At 63.9% G+C, this 18,294-nt stretch carries 18 protein-coding genes and 1 pseudogene; 14 read left to right on the top strand and 5 right to left on the bottom strand.

What is annotated here, in order from left to right; translation table 11 throughout:
• The first annotated feature begins 57 nt into the window (after positions 1–57).
• Positions 58–1,059: a filamentous hemagglutinin family protein gene (locus AAFX91_RS25845; protein ID WP_394568537.1), complete on the top strand. Its 1,002-nt coding sequence runs from the start codon at positions 58–60 to the stop codon at positions 1,057–1,059.
• Positions 1,060–1,344: 285 nt separating this feature from the next.
• The gene (locus AAFX91_RS25840; RefSeq protein ID WP_130583685.1) at positions 1,345–1,719 is read left to right on the top strand and encodes a hypothetical protein; all 375 of its coding nucleotides are present in this window, start codon (positions 1,345–1,347) and stop codon (positions 1,717–1,719) included.
• A 31-nt stretch (positions 1,720–1,750) separates the two neighbouring features.
• Here the strand turns inward: AAFX91_RS25840 and AAFX91_RS25835 are convergent, their stop codons facing one another.
• Positions 1,751–3,082, bottom strand: coding sequence for a polysaccharide deacetylase family protein (locus tag AAFX91_RS25835; protein ID WP_130583684.1), 1,332 nt, complete (start codon positions 3,080–3,082; stop codon positions 1,751–1,753).
• Positions 3,083–3,180: 98 nt separating this feature from the next.
• Positions 3,181–3,963, bottom strand: a complete 783-nt coding sequence (locus tag AAFX91_RS25830; RefSeq protein ID WP_130583683.1) for a polysaccharide deacetylase family protein — start codon at positions 3,961–3,963, stop codon at positions 3,181–3,183.
• A gap of 121 nt (positions 3,964–4,084) precedes the next feature.
• Between AAFX91_RS25830 and mgtE the strand changes: the two genes are divergently transcribed.
• From mgtE to AAFX91_RS25790, 8 genes are all read left to right on the top strand, one after another.
• On the top strand, positions 4,085–5,506 hold the full coding sequence (mgtE, locus tag AAFX91_RS25825; RefSeq protein ID WP_130583682.1) for a magnesium transporter: 1,422 nt from the start codon (positions 4,085–4,087) through the stop codon (positions 5,504–5,506).
• A 66-nt stretch (positions 5,507–5,572) separates the two neighbouring features.
• On the top strand, positions 5,573–5,869 hold the full coding sequence (locus AAFX91_RS25820; protein WP_130583681.1) for a DNA-binding transcriptional regulator: 297 nt from the start codon (positions 5,573–5,575) through the stop codon (positions 5,867–5,869).
• Between the two features lie 36 nt (positions 5,870–5,905).
• Positions 5,906–6,724 carry an aldo/keto reductase gene (locus AAFX91_RS25815; protein ID WP_394568533.1) on the top strand — a complete coding sequence of 273 codons (819 nt, stop codon included), beginning with the start codon at positions 5,906–5,908 and terminating at the stop codon, positions 6,722–6,724.
• A 65-nt stretch (positions 6,725–6,789) separates the two neighbouring features.
• A complete protein-coding gene (locus AAFX91_RS25810; RefSeq protein ID WP_394568531.1) occupies positions 6,790–7,632 on the top strand; it encodes a hypothetical protein in 843 nt (280 codons plus the stop codon).
• Positions 7,633–7,728: 96 nt separating this feature from the next.
• Positions 7,729–8,385 carry a glutathione S-transferase family protein gene (locus AAFX91_RS25805; RefSeq protein ID WP_394568529.1) on the top strand — a complete coding sequence of 219 codons (657 nt, stop codon included), beginning with the start codon at positions 7,729–7,731 and terminating at the stop codon, positions 8,383–8,385.
• Between the two features lie 296 nt (positions 8,386–8,681).
• The gene (locus AAFX91_RS25800; RefSeq protein WP_130231764.1) at positions 8,682–8,885 is read left to right on the top strand and encodes a hypothetical protein; all 204 of its coding nucleotides are present in this window, start codon (positions 8,682–8,684) and stop codon (positions 8,883–8,885) included.
• A 155-nt stretch (positions 8,886–9,040) separates the two neighbouring features.
• On the top strand, positions 9,041–10,018 hold the full coding sequence (locus AAFX91_RS25795; protein WP_282528288.1) for a hypothetical protein: 978 nt from the start codon (positions 9,041–9,043) through the stop codon (positions 10,016–10,018).
• A 40-nt stretch (positions 10,019–10,058) separates the two neighbouring features.
• A complete protein-coding gene (locus AAFX91_RS25790) occupies positions 10,059–10,499 on the top strand; it encodes a DUF1489 family protein (protein WP_130583611.1) in 441 nt (146 codons plus the stop codon).
• 33 nt (positions 10,500–10,532) lie between these two features.
• On the opposite strand, the gene panC is transcribed toward AAFX91_RS25790, so the two are convergent.
• Entirely contained in the window at positions 10,533–11,384 is an 852-nt protein-coding gene (gene panC / locus AAFX91_RS25785) for a pantoate--beta-alanine ligase (protein WP_130583610.1), read from the bottom strand.
• Positions 11,385–11,664: 280 nt separating this feature from the next.
• On the opposite strand from panC, the pseudogene AAFX91_RS25780 reads away from it, so the two are divergent.
• The 3 genes and pseudogenes from AAFX91_RS25780 to AAFX91_RS25770 all read left to right on the top strand — a co-directional run bounded on the left by AAFX91_RS25780 (position 11,665) and on the right by AAFX91_RS25770 (position 14,745).
• Positions 11,665–12,588: pseudogene (locus AAFX91_RS25780) on the top strand (division plane positioning ATPase MipZ).
• A gap of 386 nt (positions 12,589–12,974) precedes the next feature.
• Positions 12,975–13,889: an alpha/beta fold hydrolase gene (locus tag AAFX91_RS25775; RefSeq protein WP_130583608.1), complete on the top strand. Its 915-nt coding sequence runs from the start codon at positions 12,975–12,977 to the stop codon at positions 13,887–13,889.
• A 91-nt stretch (positions 13,890–13,980) separates the two neighbouring features.
• Entirely contained in the window at positions 13,981–14,745 is a 765-nt protein-coding gene (locus AAFX91_RS25770; protein WP_130583607.1) for a VWA domain-containing protein, read from the top strand.
• Between the two features lie 13 nt (positions 14,746–14,758).
• On the opposite strand, the gene AAFX91_RS25765 is transcribed toward AAFX91_RS25770, so the two are convergent.
• The gene (locus tag AAFX91_RS25765) at positions 14,759–14,941 is read right to left on the bottom strand and encodes a hypothetical protein (protein ID WP_394568539.1); all 183 of its coding nucleotides are present in this window, start codon (positions 14,939–14,941) and stop codon (positions 14,759–14,761) included.
• 43 nt (positions 14,942–14,984) lie between these two features.
• Between AAFX91_RS25765 and AAFX91_RS25760 the strand changes: the two genes are divergently transcribed.
• Positions 14,985–15,701: a DnaJ domain-containing protein gene (locus AAFX91_RS25760; protein ID WP_130583605.1), complete on the top strand. Its 717-nt coding sequence runs from the start codon at positions 14,985–14,987 to the stop codon at positions 15,699–15,701.
• Between the two features lie 337 nt (positions 15,702–16,038).
• Here AAFX91_RS25760 and AAFX91_RS25755 read toward each other — a convergent pair whose 3' ends face one another.
• Positions 16,039–17,892: a serine hydrolase gene (locus AAFX91_RS25755; protein WP_394568524.1), complete on the bottom strand. Its 1,854-nt coding sequence runs from the start codon at positions 17,890–17,892 to the stop codon at positions 16,039–16,041.
• Positions 17,893–18,294 lie beyond the last annotated feature (402 nt).

The raw sequence follows: 18,294 nt of genomic DNA, 5'->3' as shown, positions 1-18,294 counted from the left end.
GACAGATCAAAGCTTCGCAGCCATGATCCATCTGACCGCTGCCGTGATAAACTCCCGATGAATCCCAACAGACCCTACAGCGAGCTGCGCGACAGCGGCCGGGAATACAACGACGCCAGTGGTCCACGCGCGCGCTCCTATCTGCGCGGTCGACAGGCGATCGCGGCGCTGTTCCCCGACCAGGACGAAGCCGGCCGCCCGATCTCTTATCGGGGCGATATCACGATGTTCGGTGGCTCCGGCATCCGAACGCTGTCCGGCGGCAACATTGAGCTCCTGGCGCCGGGAGGCCAGATCGTGCTCGGGGTCGAAGGTGTGGTGCCGCCGCCTTCGGCCGGACTGATCACGCAAGGATCAGGTGACATCTACAGCTATTCGAAGGGCAGCCTGCTGCTTGGACTGTCGCGGATCATGACGACCTTTGGCGGCAATATCATCGCGTGGTCGGCGGAGGGCGATATCAACGCCGGCCGCGGATCCAAGACGACACAGGTCTATACCCCGCCGAAGCGTGTCTATGACAATTACGGATCGGTGACGCTGTCTCCGACCGTTCCCACGACAGGCGCCGGCATCGCGACGCTCAATCCGATCCCGGAGGTGCCGCGCGGCAGTGTCGATCTGATCGCGCCGCTCGGCACCATCGACGCAGGCGAAGCCGGCATCCGCGTCTCCGGCAACGTCAACCTTGCCGCGTTGCAGATCGTGAACGCGGCGAATATCCAGGTGCAGGGCAGCGCTACCGGAATTCCGGTCGTGCAAGCCCCGCCGGTTGCCGCGCTGAGTTCGGCCGGGAACGCCACTGCCGCCACTCAGCAAAGCGCGGCTCCGACGCAGTCGAACAACGATCGGCCATCGGTGATCATCGTCGAGTTTGTCGGCTTTGGCGGTGGCGACGGCTCTCCCGCCCCGAATCCGAGCCCCGAAAAGAAACGGAGCGGTGACGACCAACGAGCCCAAAACCCTGATAGCGCCTACCAGGTGCTCGGCGCGGGCGAGATGACGATGGACGAGGCGAAGCAACTGATCGCCGAACGCCGCCGTCAGATGCGGCCATAGTCGGGTTGTGGCGCGGCGTCCTGAAGCGACGTCGCGCCCGACATGGGTCAGCTCTGGCCGGACGCACCGTTTGCATCGTACAGGTTGAGCTGACGCGGCTGGATAATCTGTACGTTGTCCGCGCTGGCGCGGCGGCAAATTTTCCGGACCGAAGTCGGTCGATGGCTTTCCGTAACACCCTTCGCGTACGCTAAGGGTCTGAAAGCTCGTCGGCCGGCGATTCCGAACCCGACGAGCGCCGTCACTCACCGATCGCACGCCCGATGCGGAAATCCGGAAAACAGGATGATCCTGCTCAGCTACATCTATCGCTTCGTCTCCAACTTCGTGTTCCTGGCGCTGGTCTATTTCAGCCTCAACTTCATGGAGAAATACGAGCATCGCGCGCTCGTCGCGCTTCTGGTGCTGGTTTATGCCGCGATGCATGCGGCGTCCGCCTTGCGCTCGTTCTATTTCTTCCAGCGAATCGAACGCCTGGAAGGGGAGGCGCGTCGGCTCGGGACGGCGGTGGTCGAGGGACCAAGTTCGACAGCCTCACGCAAGCAGATCGTCGGTGCCGTTACCGAGCTGCGTCATGCCGGCGAGATCAAGTCCTATATCGACCTGCTGTTCCTGGCGCTCGTCATCCTGCTCTGCATCGCCAAGATCGTGACGAATTGAGCGGATGGCGCGGCAATCTCCGCCGCGGTCTTCAGCGCTTCGCGACCTGAAGTGCGCGTCTGTTCGGCTTCGCCTGCACGGCATGCTTGGGCACGCCACGACCCGCATGGCCTCCTTGTGGGTTCTGATGCACGGCATGCCGGGAATGCGGCGCCTGACGCGCACCGATGGTGCGGGCTCTCGCGGAGATCGGCCCCATCGCATTGGCGGCTTCAGGAGATGCTGCCACCTGTTGCGGACGTTTGGCGGGTAAATGCGACGCGAGCAGCGTCACACGCACGCCTTCGGGCATCCTGAAGACGGAGGAGGCCGGGACCGGCAGGGCCGGGCGGCTGTTCTCGGAGACCCGCAATGGCTCCGGCCATGCCGTCTGCGAGGCGATCGCGGCGCGCGGGCGGCGCAGTCGATCGAACAGGCCTGGATCACGCCAATCCAGATTCGAGAGCCCGGGTGCGGGCAGTTCCTGCGTCTGGACGAACACGAAATTCGGAATCTTCGGCCAGCGCACCGTTGCGACGGTCTCGGACGGCGGATGCAACAGCCATTGCACGGGTTCGGTCGGCGTGGCCGGCCGCTCCGGCGTCGCCGGCACCACATGGACGATCCGATAGCCGCGCGCCTTTAGCTCCTGCAGGATTTTCGGCAGCGCCGCCACCGTGCGTGGCTGGATGTCGTGCAACAGCAGGATGCCCTTGCCCTTCGCTTCCAGCCGCTGGATTGCGAGCTCGTAGACGCGCGCCGGAGGGATATGGCGCCAATCGTCGGCAACGAAATCGGCGCTCCAGTTCTGGATCTCACGCGACGCCAGATAGTTCTCGACCGCTTCGGCGCGCAGCAGCCCTGGAATGCGGAAGAAGGGCGCGAGCTTGCTCGCGTCGCCAAGCGCGGCCACCGTCGAGGCGATGCCGGCATCGACCTCCTGCTTGGCCTGCTCCATCGACATCTTGTTGAAGGTCAGCGGATGGTTCTGGCTGTGCGTGCCGACGGTGTGGCCGGCGGCGACGAGCTTGCGGACACCTTGCGGATTGGCTTTGGCCTGGCTGCCGATGATGAAGAAGGTCGCCTTCACGCACTGGCTGGCAAGAATGTCCAGCACCTGGTTGCTGTATTTCGGCAGCGGGCCGTCATCAAATGTCAGCACCACTTCGTGATCGTCCAGCGGCAGGGTCTCGGCATATTGCATGGTGCCGATCCGGGGATGCTCGCGGGGATCGACCACCAGCGTGCGCGAGGTGCCGAGCGCGTCGGGATGGCCGGGACAGTCAGCCGCGACTGCGGACTGGCTGCTCGTGCCGATTAGAATCAGCAGGGGGAGGGCAGTCCACGACCGCTTCCAAAATCCCTCGCCAACGCTAGCGATCATAACACCCTGGCTGCATTCTCTTTGTCCGACGCCAAATCCTTACAGGCGGCGTCATGAACGCCACCTTAATGCTTTGTAACCCACAGCCGTCCTTTGGTTCAATGTGTTTGATCCGACACGGTTTTCGGGCCCGGCGGCACGATATGCACAATCCTGTAATTGTGATCGCGCAGATAGCGCAAGAAGGCCGGAAGCATCGCCGCGGTGTGCGTCTTGGGATCGTGCAGCAGGATGATTCCCTTGCCGGCGGCGTTCAGGCGCCCAGTCAGAATCTTCAGCTCCTCCTCCGGCGTCATCTTGTTCCAGTCGCTTGCCCAGAGGTCGGCGCCGAACACCGCGATCCCGCGCTTCTCCAGGTTCGCGAGCGTCTCCGGCGACATCTCGAAATAGGGGAAGCGGAAGAACGGCGTGCTCGGCGTCGTGGTCGCGCGCCCATGCAGCGCCGTTTCGACCGCGGCGATGCCCTTGTCGATCTCGCCAATGGCGTCGTCCGGTTTCATGTATTTGAGGTTGTGATGCGTCCATGTGTGGTGGGCGACCGTGTGGCCGAGTGCGGCGATCTGGCGGACCAACTCCGGATGCTCGGAGGCCGGCTTTCCAATCATGAAGAAGGTGGCGCGCACGCATTCATGGGCGAGTGCCGCGAGAATCTTCCGATCGGTTGACGGCCATGGCCCATCGTCGAACGTCAACACCACCTCGTGATCCTGCAGGGGCAATGTGTCCGGAAAGCTCTTGGTGCCGACGCGCGGATAGGTCGCGGGATCGACGGTCAGGACGCGCGACGTTCCAAGCGCATCCTTGCGCGGGCATTCGTCGGCGGCGTGCGCCGCGCCGGTCCACGCGAGCAGGGCAAGAATGGCTGCACCGAACGTTCTCATAAGCACACCTGTTCTTCGCGATTGGCGATATTTGGCATTGCGCGTGACGCGGCCGATTGGGTAATGCGTGCAACGATAACTCAGACGAGTTCCTTCCTTCTGTCAAACGGTGAGGCGCGGCATGGCCGAGAATATCGACGCTGCCAATCCCGCCGAAGCGTCCGTCCTCGAGCGGCTGCCCATGCGGGACGAGGAGGGGCAGCTCCGCCACGAATTCGTCGAAAATATTGCGAGCGCGATCCACGCGGCCGACCGGCCGTTCCTGTGCGAGGTCGTGGCCGAACTGCATGAGGCGGATCTCGGCGATCTCATCGCAGCGCTCGCGCCGGAAGACCGCGTCAGCCTTGTCGAGATCACCGGCACCGATTTCGACTTCTCGGCACTGAACGAGGTTGACGATGCTGTTCGCGAGGAAATCCTCGAAGAGCTCGAGCCGGAGACCGTTGCGGAAGGCGTTCGCGAGCTGGAATCCGATGACGCCATCGAGCTTCTCGAAGGTCTCGACGAGGAGGACAAGGAGGAGATCCTCGACAGGCTGCCGCCGTCGGAGCGCGCAGAGCTCGAGCGCAGCCTGCTGTATCCGGACAATTCCGCCGGCCGGCGGATGCAGACCGAGTTCATCGCGGTGCCGCGAGATTGGACGGTGGAGCAGACCATCGACTACATGCGCGAGACGCCCGACCTGCCGCACCGGTTCTACGAGATTTACGTAGTCGACAGCGACAGGCACTGGATGGGCGCCGTACCGCTCGACGTGCTGCTGCGCTCGCGCCGCCCGGTGCCGCTCACCGATCTGATCGACGAAGATCGCCGCCGCGTTTCCGCCCTGGAGGACCAGGAAGAGGTCGCACGGATGTTCGGCAAGTACAATCTGGTGGCCGCGCCCGTGGTCGACACCACAAACCGGCTGGTCGGCGTCATCACGATCGACGACGTCGTCGACGTCATCGAGGAGAAGGCTGACGAAGACCTCAAGGCGCTCGGTGGTGTCACCAGCCACGAAGAGTTGTCGGACAATGTCTGGACGATCGCGCGAGGGCGCTTCAATTGGCTGCTGGTCAACCTCGCGACCGCCTTTCTTGCGTCCTCCGTGCTCGGCCTGTTCGAAGGCCAGCTCGAAAAGATGGTGGCGCTTGCGGTGTTGGCGCCGATCGTCGCCAGTCAGGGCGGCAATGCCGCGACCCAGACCATGACGGTCGCCGTGCGTGCGCTGGCCACCCGCGAGCTCGGATCCTACAACGCCGTTCGCGTCATCCTGCGCGAGGTCATGGTTGGCCTCGTCAACGGCCTTGCCTTTGCCGTCATCACCGGCATCGCCGCGGTCGCCTGGTTCAAGATTCCGGGCCTTGGCGTGGTAATCGGGCTCGCCATCGTCTGCAACCTGGTTGCCGGTGCGCTCGGCGGGATTTTGATCCCGATGGTGCTGGAGCGCGTGCGCGCCGATCCGGCGGTTGCGTCCGGCACCTTCGTTACCACGATCACGGATGTGGTCGGCTTCTTCTGCTTCCTCGGCATCGCCACTTTGTGGTTCGGCCTGAATTAGCACCTTGCTTAGCGTTAAGCGGCCCTTAAGTCGGTTCGCCCACAATGCGGCTTTCCGGAGCAGACCATGAAGCGTTTGCGGCTGAAAGCGGATGGACGGATCGTCGAGCTGCGCGACGGGCAGGAGTTCCCGCTCGCGCCCGAGACACCGACCGGGCCGCTCACGGTCCGCGATCTCCGCCGTCGATCGCACCTGACCCAGCTCGAATTCGCCGCCAAGCTCGGCGTGCCAGTGGAAACGATCCGCAACTGGGAGCAGGGCAAGCGCGCCCCACGCGGACCGGCACGGGCGCTTCTGGCGGTCATCGCCCATTCGCCGGAAACGGTATTCGCGGCGCTGGCGACAGAGGCCTCTGCGGCGTGAGTTGGCAGCGGAGCTGCGGCGGCCCATAATGGGCGCATGAACATCATCGAAGCCAACGGCGCCAGGATCCCGGCGATCGGGCTCGGCACCTGGGAATTGCGCGGACGCACCTGCGCGCGGATCGTCGAGCAGGCGCTCAGGCTCGGCTATCGCCACATCGACACCGCGCAGATGTACGACAACGAGCGCGAGGTCGGCGAGGGGTTGCGCGCGTCCGGCGTGAGGCGCGACGACGTCTTCATCACGACCAAGGTCTGGACCACCCATTTCAGGCCCAACGACCTGGAGCGTTCGGCCAAGGAAAGCCTGGCGCGGCTGCGGCTGACCGAAATCGATCTCTTGTTGCTGCACTGGCCGAACCCGCAGGTGCTGCTCGCGGAAACGATGGGTGCGCTGGCGCATGCCAAACAGCTTGGGCTCGCACGCCATATCGGGGTGTCCAACTTCACGATCGCCTTGATCGAGGAGGCGGTGGCGGCTTGCGCGGAGCCGTTGGTGTGCGACCAGGTCGAGTATCATCCCTATCTCGATCAGGCGAAGGTGAAGGCTGCCTGCGCCCGGCACGGCATGGCGCTGGTCGCCTATAGCCCGATCGCGAAGGGCCGCATCCGGAACGACCGTGCATTGGCGCGGATCGGCGACTGCTATCGCAAGACGGCGGCCCAGGTTTGCCTGCGCTGGCTGGTGCAGCAGAATGTTGCCGCGATCCCGCGGACATCGAAGCTCGAACGGCTGTCTGAGAACATCAACGTCTTCGATTTCGAATTGTCGGAGGACGACATGAGCCTGATCTCGGCCATGGGCAGCGCCTCAAGCCGCCTCACTGATTTCGGCTTCGCGCCGAAATGGGATTGAGACACCCCTCGATTGCCCGCTATGCTGATGACGGGCAGGGGGCTGTCAAACCTGATCAGTTGCGAATGAACCTGCGGGAGCTCATTCCTGTGGACGTGACGGCGTCGGCGGTTGCGCACGTGTCCGTGCTGGCCCTGGTGCTGCTGCTGTCCGAAGTCCATCCGTTTGACGTCGTGGCGGCCGACACCGTCCCGGTCGACATCGTCACGCCGCAGGACATCGAGAAGGACATCGAGAAAAAGCCCGAACCGACCCCATCGCCGTCGCCTTCTCCGTCGCCGTCAATCGATCTGTCCGCGCTCCAACAGCCGCCTGTAAGCACGCCGCCTCCACCGGCGCCGCAGCCGGCAGCGTCGGCGCCGCCGCCCCACGAGAAGCAGCCGGCACCGGCGGAATCAGCTTCGGCTCAGCCGCAGGTCGCGGCAAAGCCGGCGGGCGGCCCAGCCTACACGCCGCCGGAGCCTGATCTCTCGATCAAATACCATGTCCAGCTCGGCCTGCCGCCGGCCCTCCCGCCGATGGCGGCACCAGCCCCACCCCCGGCCGCGCGCTACGGTGGCAAGGTCGACGACGATTTCGATGCGCCGGCAGTTAGGGCAGCCGACCTCACCCCGAGCGTCGTCGCCGAGTTTCGCCGCCATCTCAAGACGTGCTCGAAGCTGCCGGCATCGCTAAAGCCTTCCGACGACGTCAAGGTCACGCTGCGCGTGTTCTTGACGCCGCAGGGGCGGCTCGCCGACGAGCCTCTGCTGATCGAGGCGAGTGCGTCCGAGAAGGGACCGATGCTGATGCGTGGCGCGATGAGTGCACTGGAGGCGTGCCAGCCCTACACGATGCTCCCGGCCGATCGCTATGGCGAGTGGAAGACGATCGACCTCAGCTTCACGCCGCAGGATTTTCCTTCCTAGGCTTGTCGCGTGAAGTCGCAATGGGCGGCGATCGCCTGCCGGTTGGACGACCGCGCCGCGCTATGGCAAAATAGCAATCCAACCGGATTCCCGCACATGTTGAAGCTCGTCATCGGCAACAAAAACTATTCGTCATGGTCGATGCGGCCGTGGCTGGCGCTGCGCGCTAACAACATCCCGTTCGAGGAAATCTTCATCCCGCTCTACACCGATGTGAAGGCGGACAAGGATCGGATCCTGAGCTTCTCGCGTGCCGGCAAGGTACCGACGCTGATCGATGGCGATGTCACGGTCTGGGATTCGCTGGCGATCATCGAATACCTCGCCGAGAAATATCCGGAAACAAGACTGTGGCCTGAGGATCGCGCGGCCCGCGCCCATGCGCGCTCGGTCTCCGCGGAGATGCATTCGGGCTTCATGCCCCTGCGCAATGAATGCGGCATGAACCTGTATCGCCCGATCCGGGCGGTCCCCTTGTCAGACGACGCTCGCGCCAATGTCGCGAGGATCCAGGAAATCTGGGCGGACTGCCACGCGCGCTACGGCAAGCAGGGGCCGTTCCTGTTCGGGGTGTTCTCCGGCGCGGATGCGATGTTCGCCCCCGTCGTGCATCGCTTCCGCACCTATGCGATCCCGGTGAAGCCCGAGGCGCAGGCCTATGTCGATGCGATGACGTCGCTGCCGGCGTTCCAGGAGTGGACGCGCGACGGGCTTGCTGAAACGCTCATCATCGAGCGGTTCGAGACCGTCTAATCCGGTCGACCCAGCTCGCCCAGGTGCCGGCCCAGTACCTTCCGTGCGAGCGCGAATGGCAAGCCGCCCCATAGCGGCTGATCGCGGGAACCCGAACTTTTCGCTGTTGTCGCCGTGGAACGCGGCTCAGTCGCCGGAAAACCTCCTATCACGCTGAAAAATCTGCAAATTTCGTGTATTTGCCTTGCCCCGATCCCGCTGGATTTTGGGGCCGTTGCTGTGCTAGCTTGACGCAGGGTTCTCAATGTTGGCCGCTGCTGTGGGACCTAAGGCGGCGCGGCCGACGATCCAAGAAAATGGAGAGGGCGTTGAAGCACAAGTACGGCGTTGGAGAGACTGTCTATTTCACTGCGAGCAACGTGTCTCGTCCGGCCGCTACCGGGACCTATCAGGTGGTCCGGCTGCTGCCGACCGACGGTGACGATTGCCAGTACCGCATCAAAAGCTCGACCGAAGCTTTCGAACGGGTTGCCAAGGAAAGCCAGCTCGCCCTGTCCTGAGAGAGCTGTGCGCAAGCACCCGGTTGGCGCGGTTCCCTGATGGGTCGCCGTCAAAAGGCCCCGTTCGCAGAACGACTCTGCCGAGGGGCGAATGCCCGAAAGGAGGCGTTCGCCTTTGGCAACTGTGTTTTATGCTGCGTTGAGGGACATCGCGTATGAGCTGGGCTTCTTCGCTGGATCACATCTGGCGCTCCGCGACTTTTCCGATGTGGCTGACGCTGGCCGCTGCAGGATTTTTTGGGGTGATCCTGTTGATCACGCTGTTGCGCGCGGAGAAATCCGTGGCCAACGGCGCGTTGACGGTCATCACCTTGCTTGCGATTGCGGTCGCTGCTGCCGCGACCATTCGTGGCTTCGATTCCGGTAGCCGGCTTGCTTCCGCTGATGTGCGTTCGGCACAGCCGGTCGTCGCGGCGCCAGCCGCGCTGGCCTGCATCGATGACCTCGCGGGCGATGCCGTGCTGAACGCCTGCGAAAAGGTGTTGTTCGGTTCCGCCGACTCTGCGGCTGCCGCGGTCGCCTATGCGGCTTCCCAGATTACCCGCCTGACGTCGTTGGGCGATCTCGCGACCGCCGAGCGCAACACGTCGCCCGAACTGCAGGCGCTGCGGCGCGCGATCGAGCGCGACCGCTACGGGCTCATGGCCTATGTGCTGATGGCACGAGACCATTGCACGCCGGCTTCATGCGCGGCGTTCGGTTCGCTCGGGACCAGCCAGCAGATCGCGTCCAATATGGACGAGCGCCTCTATGAGAACCTGATCACCCGCTACGCGCCGTCGTGGAACGCGCCGGCGCCTGCCATTGCAGCGGCGGCCGGAGCAGGGGTGCTCGGAGCACTGCCGCCATCCCTCCCGACCGGCAAACCTACCAACGCCGAGTTTCCGTCGGCCGCGAACACCCCTCCGATCAGCATCATGACGCCTGAGCCCGCACCGAAGCCGCCGCAGGCCGCGACGGCTGCCACGACCGCAGCTCCGCCTGCGCCACGTTCCGCGCCAGCGGCTTCGCCCGCGCCGCCGGCCGCTGCCAAGAAACAGGCGGTGGCCAAACGTCCGCCGGCACCCGCGCCGGTGCCGATCACGCCGCCACCACCGGCGTCCACAGCCGCTCCTGCAACTTCGGACGACTGATCTTTTCAAAACCGGTGCCGGCGGCTAAAGCGAAACGATCATGCCGCTTCATCTCATCAAGCTCGCCGTCGGTTGTGACTCGGTCAAGGAACTTAAGACCTGGGTCGCCGAACGGATGGCGACCGCGAAGAAGAAGGGCCTGCCGCAGCGTCATGTCCACATCACACGGATGACGCCGAAACGGGAGGAGGAAATCCTTGCCGGCGGCTCGCTCTATTGGGTGATCCGCGGCGAGATCGCCGCGCGCGAGAAGATCATCGCGATCGAGCCGTTCCGCGACAAGGACGGCATCGGCCGCTGCCGCATCGTGATGCAGCCCAAGGTGATCACGGTATCGCCGCGCCCGATGCGTCCCTTCCAGGGCTGGCGCTATCTCACCGCCGATGCCGCGCCGCCCGACCTGACCAAATCGGCCGCTTCCGGCGTCGCGGCGATGCCCGAACCGATGCGGCGCGAACTGCGCGATCTTGGATTGCTGTAACGGCTGGTCGGGTTACATCGATATCCGGTCGGGTTACACCGCGATATTGTCGATCAGCCTCGTGGTGCCAAGCCGTGCGGCGACCAGCATCCGCAGCGGGCCGTCCTTGATCGAGGCGATCGGCGCCAGCGTCTCGGCGTGGCGCACCTCCAGATAGTCGAGCTTGAAGCCGGCCTTTTCGATCAGCTCGGCGCCTCCGGCTACAGCCGGCTTGATCGCTTCACCGGCACGGATGCGGCGGGCGGTTTCCTTCATGACGCGATAGAGCTCCGGCGCCACGCGCCGTTCTTCAGGCGAGAGGTAGACGTTGCGGGATGACATTGCGAGCCCGTCGCGCTCGCGCACGGTTTTGGAGCCGATCACCTTGACGCCGAGGTCGAGGTCGCGCGCCATCTGGGTCACGACGCGGAGCTGCTGAAAATCCTTCTCGCCGAAGATCGCAAAATCCGGCCGGCACTGCGTGAACAGTTTGCCGACGACCGTTGCGACCCCGCCGAAGAAATGTGGGCGGAAGCGGTCTTCGAGGCCGACGGTGGCGGGCCCCTCCGGCGCGATCCGCGTGGCAAAGCCATCCGGGTACATCGTCTTGACGTCGGGATGCCAGATCAGGTCGACCTTCTCGGCGGCGAGCTTTGCGACGTCGTCCTTCCAGGTACGCGGATAGGAGCCGAAATCCTCTGTCGGCGCGAACTGGGTCGGATTGACGAAGATCGAGACGATGACGCGCTGGGCGCGTCGCTTGGCAAGGCGCACCAGCGACACATGCCCGTCATGGAGAGCTCCCATGGTTGGCACCAGCGCTGTCATCGCCTTTCTGCCGCGTAGAGCCTCAACGGCGCGGCGCAAGGCAGGGACGGTGCGGACGACCACGGGACTTCGCGACATCTGGATTCAATCTCTTGGGCTGGTTCGGGAAGGTCTGGTCGGGCGAGACGGGCTTGGACTCGCTCGATGAGGCGGGCACGCGACCATACCAAGGGGAAGGCGTCGACGCCAAGGCGGCAGGCGCGCGCACCTGACCCGTTTGGGTGACGTCAAACGATTGTGGGCTGACATGTCCGGCGACCGATTCATGATTAAGACAGTCGGCTGCCCCTTAAGCGCATGGCGCATTTCACTTGACCGTCGAAGCGCCCGATTTGAAGATATCGAGGGGGATCAGGTGATGCTGGTACAGGCTAGTCAGGGGCAATCCGGCTCCGCCCATGTGGTGGTGCTCGGCAACGAGAAGGGCGGTTCGGGTAAATCCACCACTGCCCTTCACATCGCCGTCGCGCTGATGAAGGCCGGCCAGCGGGTCGCCACCATCGATCTCGATTGCCGCCAGCAGAGCTTTACCCGCTACATCAATAACCGGCGCGCCTGGGCACGGCGCACCAAGCTCGACCTCGAAATCCCCGTGCATCATTGCATCAAATACGGCGAGACGATGCAGATCGCGGAGAACGAGAACGCCGAGTTCCAGCAGTTCATGGCGGCGATCAGCGCGGTCGAGCGCAATTTCGATTTCATCGTCATCGATACGCCGGGCACCGACACCTACCTGATGCGGCTCGCCCATTCGATGGCCGACACGCTGGTGACGCCGATCAATGACAGCTTCCTCGATTTCGACGTGCTGGGCACCATCGATCCCGCCACCTATTCGGTGACGGGCGAAAGCCATTACGCCGAGATGGTGCGCGACGTCAGGCGCAAGCGCCGGCAGGTGGACGGCGCGACCACCGACTGGATCGTGGTCCGCAACCGCCTCTCGATGCTTGGGTCGCGCAACAAGCAGCTCGTCGCAAGCGGCCTGAAACAGTAGTCGCTGCGGCTCGGTTTCCGCTCGATCGACGGCTTTGCCGAGCGCGTCGTCTACCGCGAATTCTTCCCGCGCGGCCTGACCGCGCTCGACGATATCGACGAGCAGACGCTCGGCACCCGGCCCAGTATGGGCCACGTCACGGCGCGCGAGGAGGTGACAGGCCTCCTGCGCCAATTGAAGCTGCCGCTGGACGAGCGCGGCCGCCGCCGCGCGGCCAACCGGGCCGAATGGTTCAACCAGGTCGACAAGCCGCTCGAGATCCACGACATCATCGCAACTTGACGGGGTCGGCTCACGCCGGCTGCAGAAACCGACGGCCCGTGTCGTCCGCCGATGGAACTCGCCCGTCACCCCGGCTTGGACCCCGTGCGACTACGGGGGAGGGCCAAAAACCCAGGAACAAACCTCAAACTGGCCCGTTTCATTAGAAATGTACCGAGCGCCTGAACCCGAATTTCGCGGCGCCGTCATAGGGTTAGGAGGAAAGCCAAATCCCACAGCGACTTGTGCAGATGCACAAGGATTAGGTGCATCGCACAACGATCAGGCGGTCAACACACAACATTTGGACTTCCCGTCACGTCGCTGTGACATATATCATCCAGACGGACCGTCAGAGTCCGGACAAATGGGATATAGCGCCAGAGGCGGGCGCGCCGAGGACGAATATGAAACGTGGAATTACCGTTCTGCTTTCACTTACCGTGCTTGTTACTGGCGCGTATTTCACCGCCAGCAAGTGGGCTATCCGTCACGAGACACTCAAATTCTATGATCCGGCGCGCGACAACCGCCTCGTTCCCGTCGACGTGGCCGTGCGCTGGGACAAGGAAATGCAGGCCAACGCCGGCATGATCACCCTGCCGGTGGCGATCCTCAACCACGGCAACACCGTCAAGAACACCGAGTATTCGTTCCTGACCAACATCTTTGCCGCGCGCGGCTATCTGGTGATCAGCCCGCAGCACGACCTGCCGACAGACCCGCCGATGGTGACCAAGGCTGGCGAGATCTATGTCGGCCGCCTGCCGCAAATCCAGCGCGGCGTGGCCAACATCCACTTCGCCATCGACGAAATGAAGAAGCTCCAGCCCAACGCCGACTATGCCAAGGTCACCATGGTCGGACACTCGATGGGCGGCGACATCTCGATGTACTTCGCCAAGCAGTATCCTGACGAGATCAAGAAGGTCGTGACGCTGGACAATCTGCGCGTGCCGTTCCTGACCGACGCCAAGTTCAAGATCCTGTCGTTCCGCTCGAAGGACACGCAGTTCAAGCCTGATCCGGGCGTCGTGCCCGATGCCGACGAGTGCGAGAAGTCCGGCATCACGGTGGTGAACACCAACTTCCAGCACAATGACATGCGCGACACCGGACCGGACGTTGCGAAGAACTCGATCCAGGCGATGCTCGACAAGTTCCTGGTCGATAGCGACAGTGAGGTGGCGCCGGTCGACACCAGGAGCGCGCCGCCGAAGATCCTCGAGCCAGGGCCGGTCTCACTCTACGTGCCGGATCCCTCGGCCAAGAAGGTCCAGAAGACCGAGACCGAGAAAGATCGCTTCGCGGTACCAAACTGACCTCTGCCCCTCCGCTCGGCGCACCCGCGCGAGCGCATTGACGCTTTCCTGATCCCGGCCCACATAATCCTCGCAGCAACGGCGAGGATTCATGGCTGCCGAACCGACCAAACCGAAATCCGGTAACGACATCGCTGCGCAGGCGGCCGAGGCCCGCCAGTCCGGTCGCTTGCCGGAAGCATCTCCGTCCAGCTCCGACGATATCGCCGCCTTCGTCGCCAAGGCGCGCGCGATGTCGCCGCATCACGCCAGCGGGCGCGGAAGGCTGATTTTTGCACTCGACGCCACGATGAGCCGGCAGCCGACCTGGGACATGGCCTGTGCGCTGCAGGCGGACATGTTTCGCGAGGCTGCCTCTCTGGGCAGTCTCGATATCCGCCTGGTCTATTACCGCGGTTTCAACGAATGCCGGGCGACTGGATGGATTTCCGACAGCGCTCACCTTGCCAGATTGATGGGCAAGATCGATTGCCAGGGCGGCAATACCCAGATCGGCAAAGTGTTGTCCGAGACGCGCCGCGAGGCGGTCGCCTCCGGGGTGCGGGCCGTGGTGTTCGTCGGCGACGCCATGGAGGAGTCCGCCGACGATCTCTGCGCCAAGGCCGGTGAACTCGGGCTGCTCAAGGTACCCGTCTTCATGTTCCAGGAAGGCGGTGACGCCACTGCCGAGCAGACGTTCCGCGAGATTGCGCGGCTGACCGGCGGCGCCTATTGCCGCTTCGATCCGGGTGCAGCGGCGCAATTGCGCGAACTGCTGCGGGCGGCTGCGGCCTACGCCGCCGGCGGCCGCGAGGCACTGCTGCAATTGTCGAAAACGGCAAGCGGTGCGGCCAAATTGATCGGCCAGATGAAGTGACTGCACCTCAGCTCTACCTATGACCTCGCCGCTTTCGCCACGCATTGAGCGCGGCCGACATGTTGCTGACGGCAGTCGCCGCTTCGCTCGACAGCTTGTGGCGGTGCGCAAGCCAGGCCGGATCATTGTAGGCTAGAAAGGTGGCGCCGGATGCCTCCTGCCACACCAGGGCCTCCAGCGGCAGATCGGCGCCGATGGTTCGCGATGCTTTTCCTCGCCGCCGCGATTATATTGCGCCCATGCCAACTCTGATTGCCGGCGTCGTCGCCGTTGTCATGCTTTATCTCCTGCTGCAGATGTTTCGGGCCGCCAACCCGGCGATGCTGGCGCGCGCGATCAAGATCGTCGGCGGCGTCTTGTCGCTCGCAGTCGCCGCCTATACCGGCATCAGGGGAGAACTTGCGGTGGCGATCCCACTCGGGATCTTTGGCGCCGGCCTGCTCGGCTGGTCGCCGAACGTGCTGGGCAATTTCGGCAGCATCTTCGGCGGCGCGCGGCGTTCCGCCGGACAGAGCTCGCGCGTGCGCTCGAAATATCTCGACATGAGCCTCGACCACGACACCGGCGCGCTGTCGGGCCAGATCGTGGAAGGACCGAATGCCGGCCGCTCGCTCGACGAGTTCGACCTGCAGGGATTGCTGGCGATGGCCGCCGGCTTCGACGCCGAAAGCGTCACGTTACTTGAAAGCTATCTGGACCGCCGGTTTCCCGCTTGGCGTCAGGACACGCAGCGCAACGGGGCAGGGGGGCAGCGCAGCGCGGCGCCGGGCGGCAAAATGACGGAAGAGGAGGCCTACCAGGTCCTTGGCCTGCAGCCGGGAGCCTCGCGTGACGAGATCAGCCGGGCGCACCGCGCTCTCATGAAGAAACTGCATCCCGATCAAGGGGGGTCGACGTACCTCGCTGCCCGTGTAAACGAGGCCAAGGATACCTTGCTTCGCACGCATTCTAGCTAACTCCGGCACGCTACCAACGCTACAAACCGAGAGTTGCCGCTGCTTCTCTGTGCTGACGCTCCGGTCTCGCCCGCCGTTGTCCGGCGTGGTCGATCCCCTGTTCTCGAAAGCTTAACCGTAAATCCTTGCCGAGAAGTTTCGCGAGGGAACGAGTAGCCGCCGCTGCCACGGGCCGACGCAAGAAAGCCGGCGCTGGTGGGCGCCGGCTTTGCGATTTTCAGGTTAGAGCGTTTTCGAGCGAAGTGGACACCGGTTCGCGTGAAGAAAACGCGTCAAAACAAGAATCTAGAGCTTCGGTTCTGATTCAATCAGAACCGAAAATGCTCTAGCCGAAAGATCAGTTGCGGATGGTGATGCAGGAGATGTCGGCGCGTTTCAGCGTCCGGCACGCCGCCTCGGCCTGCTCGCGCTCGAGGCCGGCAAAGCGGGCGCGATAAAGCTTGCGGTTATCCTTGCCGACGACCGGCTCGGTGAAGGGATCTGCCTTGCCGAGGAGGCCGCGCGACTGGTTGCGCGCAAGATCGATACGCTGGCGCGCCTCGTCCTCGCTTTCGAGCGCACCGACCTGGATGATCCAGCCGGTGTGCATGGCAGGCTGCGTAGGCTTGGCGACCGCGACCGGCTGCACCGCTTGCGGCTGGAACGCGGCGACCGTCTGCGGCGAGGAGGTGGGCTGCTGCAGGCTCGACGCGGGCAACACGCCGAGGATGCCGTTGCCGGTGCCGAACCCGGCGGGCTGCGGCGGCATTTCGGTCCGGGCTGCGGGTCTGGCGGCTTCGGTCTTGGACGCGTCGGTCTTGGCGACATCGGCGCTCGCCACAACGGCGCTGGAGGTCTCTGCCACTTCCGGACGCGCCGGGATCGCATTGGTGATCGGTGGCGCCGGCTGGGACGGAGCGGCGGAGGCGAGCTTCGTGGTGCCGGCCTTGACCTGAACCGTCTTCACCTTGACCGGCTTCATCGGCTCGGCCGAGCCCGGGATAATGGCCATCGGCTGGCTCTGGATCACGCCGTTGGTCAGGGGCGCGGGTTCTGACTTGGGCTCCGGCCTCGCCGCTGGCTCAACCTTCGCCGGTGGCGGAGGAAGGGCGGCGGCCGCGGCGGCCATCAGCGATGCCTTTGCGGCCGGGCGCGGAGCCGCCGGCGTGAGCGCTGCCATTGCGGGCTCAGCGGAGGCGGCGGCGCTGGAAGTGACTTGCGCCGGCTGGTCGTTGCCGCGGGACGGAGTATCAGCTTCCGCGACATTGGTATTGCCATCCGCGACGTTCTTCTCGGTGATGGCGGCGGCGGTGCGGATAGTTGCGCCCTTCTCGAGATTCTCGGCGAGCAGGCTGCGCATGATGGCGTCGCGCGAGCCGCCGCTGCGGCCACCCAACACCACGCCGACCAGATGGCGATTGCCGCGGCGCATCGAGCTGACGAGATTGAAGCCGGAGGCGCGGGTGTAGCCGGTCTTGATGCCGTCGATACCTTCGACCTTGCCGAGCAGGTGGTTGTGATTGCGGATCGACTGTCCCCGATAATTGAACACGGAGGTCGAGAAGTACCGATAGTAGCGCGGGAACCGATCCTGGATCGCGCGGCCGAGGGTGGCCTGGTCGCGCGCGGTCGTCACCTGCTCATCGTTGGGCAGGCCTGAGGCGTTGCGGTAGACCGTCTTGCTCATGCCGAGCGAACGGGCCTTCCGCGTCATCATCTTGGCGAAGTCATCCTCATCGCCGCCAATGGCTTCGGCGATCACGACTGCGGCGTCGTTGGCGGAACGCGTCACCAGGCCCTTGATGGCGTCCTCGACCCTGATGGTCTGGCCGGGCCGGAGGCCAAGCTTGGTGGGAGCCTGTTCTGAGGCGTGCTCCGATACCTGCATCTCCGTATCCAGCTTCATCCTGCCGGCTTCGAGGCGCTCGAACAGCAGATAAAGCGTCATGATCTTGGTCAGCGAGGCCGGATGACGAAGACCATCGGGATTGTTGGATGCCAGCACCGAGCCTGAATTGCCGTCGACGATGATGGAGGAGAATTGGGGGCTATAGCTGTCGCGATCCACCTGATGAGAGCGCACGTGATGACGGTGGCGCGAGCGACGCGCCTCGGCGCTCTCGCTGGAGATCAGGATCGCTGTGGTGAAGGTGATGAGCCCGAGAACGCCAACTCGCAAGACGCGCGAGGAAGCGAAAGTTGTACGAAGCATTTACTTCCCCGTCCCAATTTCTATCTTGATCACCGGCCCGTGAGGCAAAATTGTGCCCGACGGGCCGCTGACATCCCCTGTTCGACGATGGCTTCCGGAAACGAGGCTCCGGTTGCATCGGCCGGCCAGGGTCGCTGTTCTGGCTAAGATGCTGTTCACAAACAGTTTTCAGGCTGCCTGTCGGAAGATGAACCCGTTCGGGAATCAAGGTTAGGCCTGCCGAGTTTCCAAAAGCTTAATTAAGCGTTGCGTAAAGACCCGGGGTTTACGGCAAATTCGAACAATTTGTGCGATGCACAATATCCCTTGACTTGATTGTGCGCCGCACTAGGCCGTGTGGACTCTTGGGATTCTCAAATCAGATTGAACGTGATTCAAGGCTTTCTTTTAGGAGGAAGCCTT

The sequence above is a fragment of the Bradyrhizobium sp. 31Argb genome (genome assembly GCF_043638955.1).
Classification (GTDB): Bacteria; Pseudomonadota; Alphaproteobacteria; order Rhizobiales; family Xanthobacteraceae; genus Bradyrhizobium.
The sequence above is the reverse complement of the archived record's forward strand: the minus strand, read 5'-3'. Positions and strand labels throughout refer to the sequence as shown.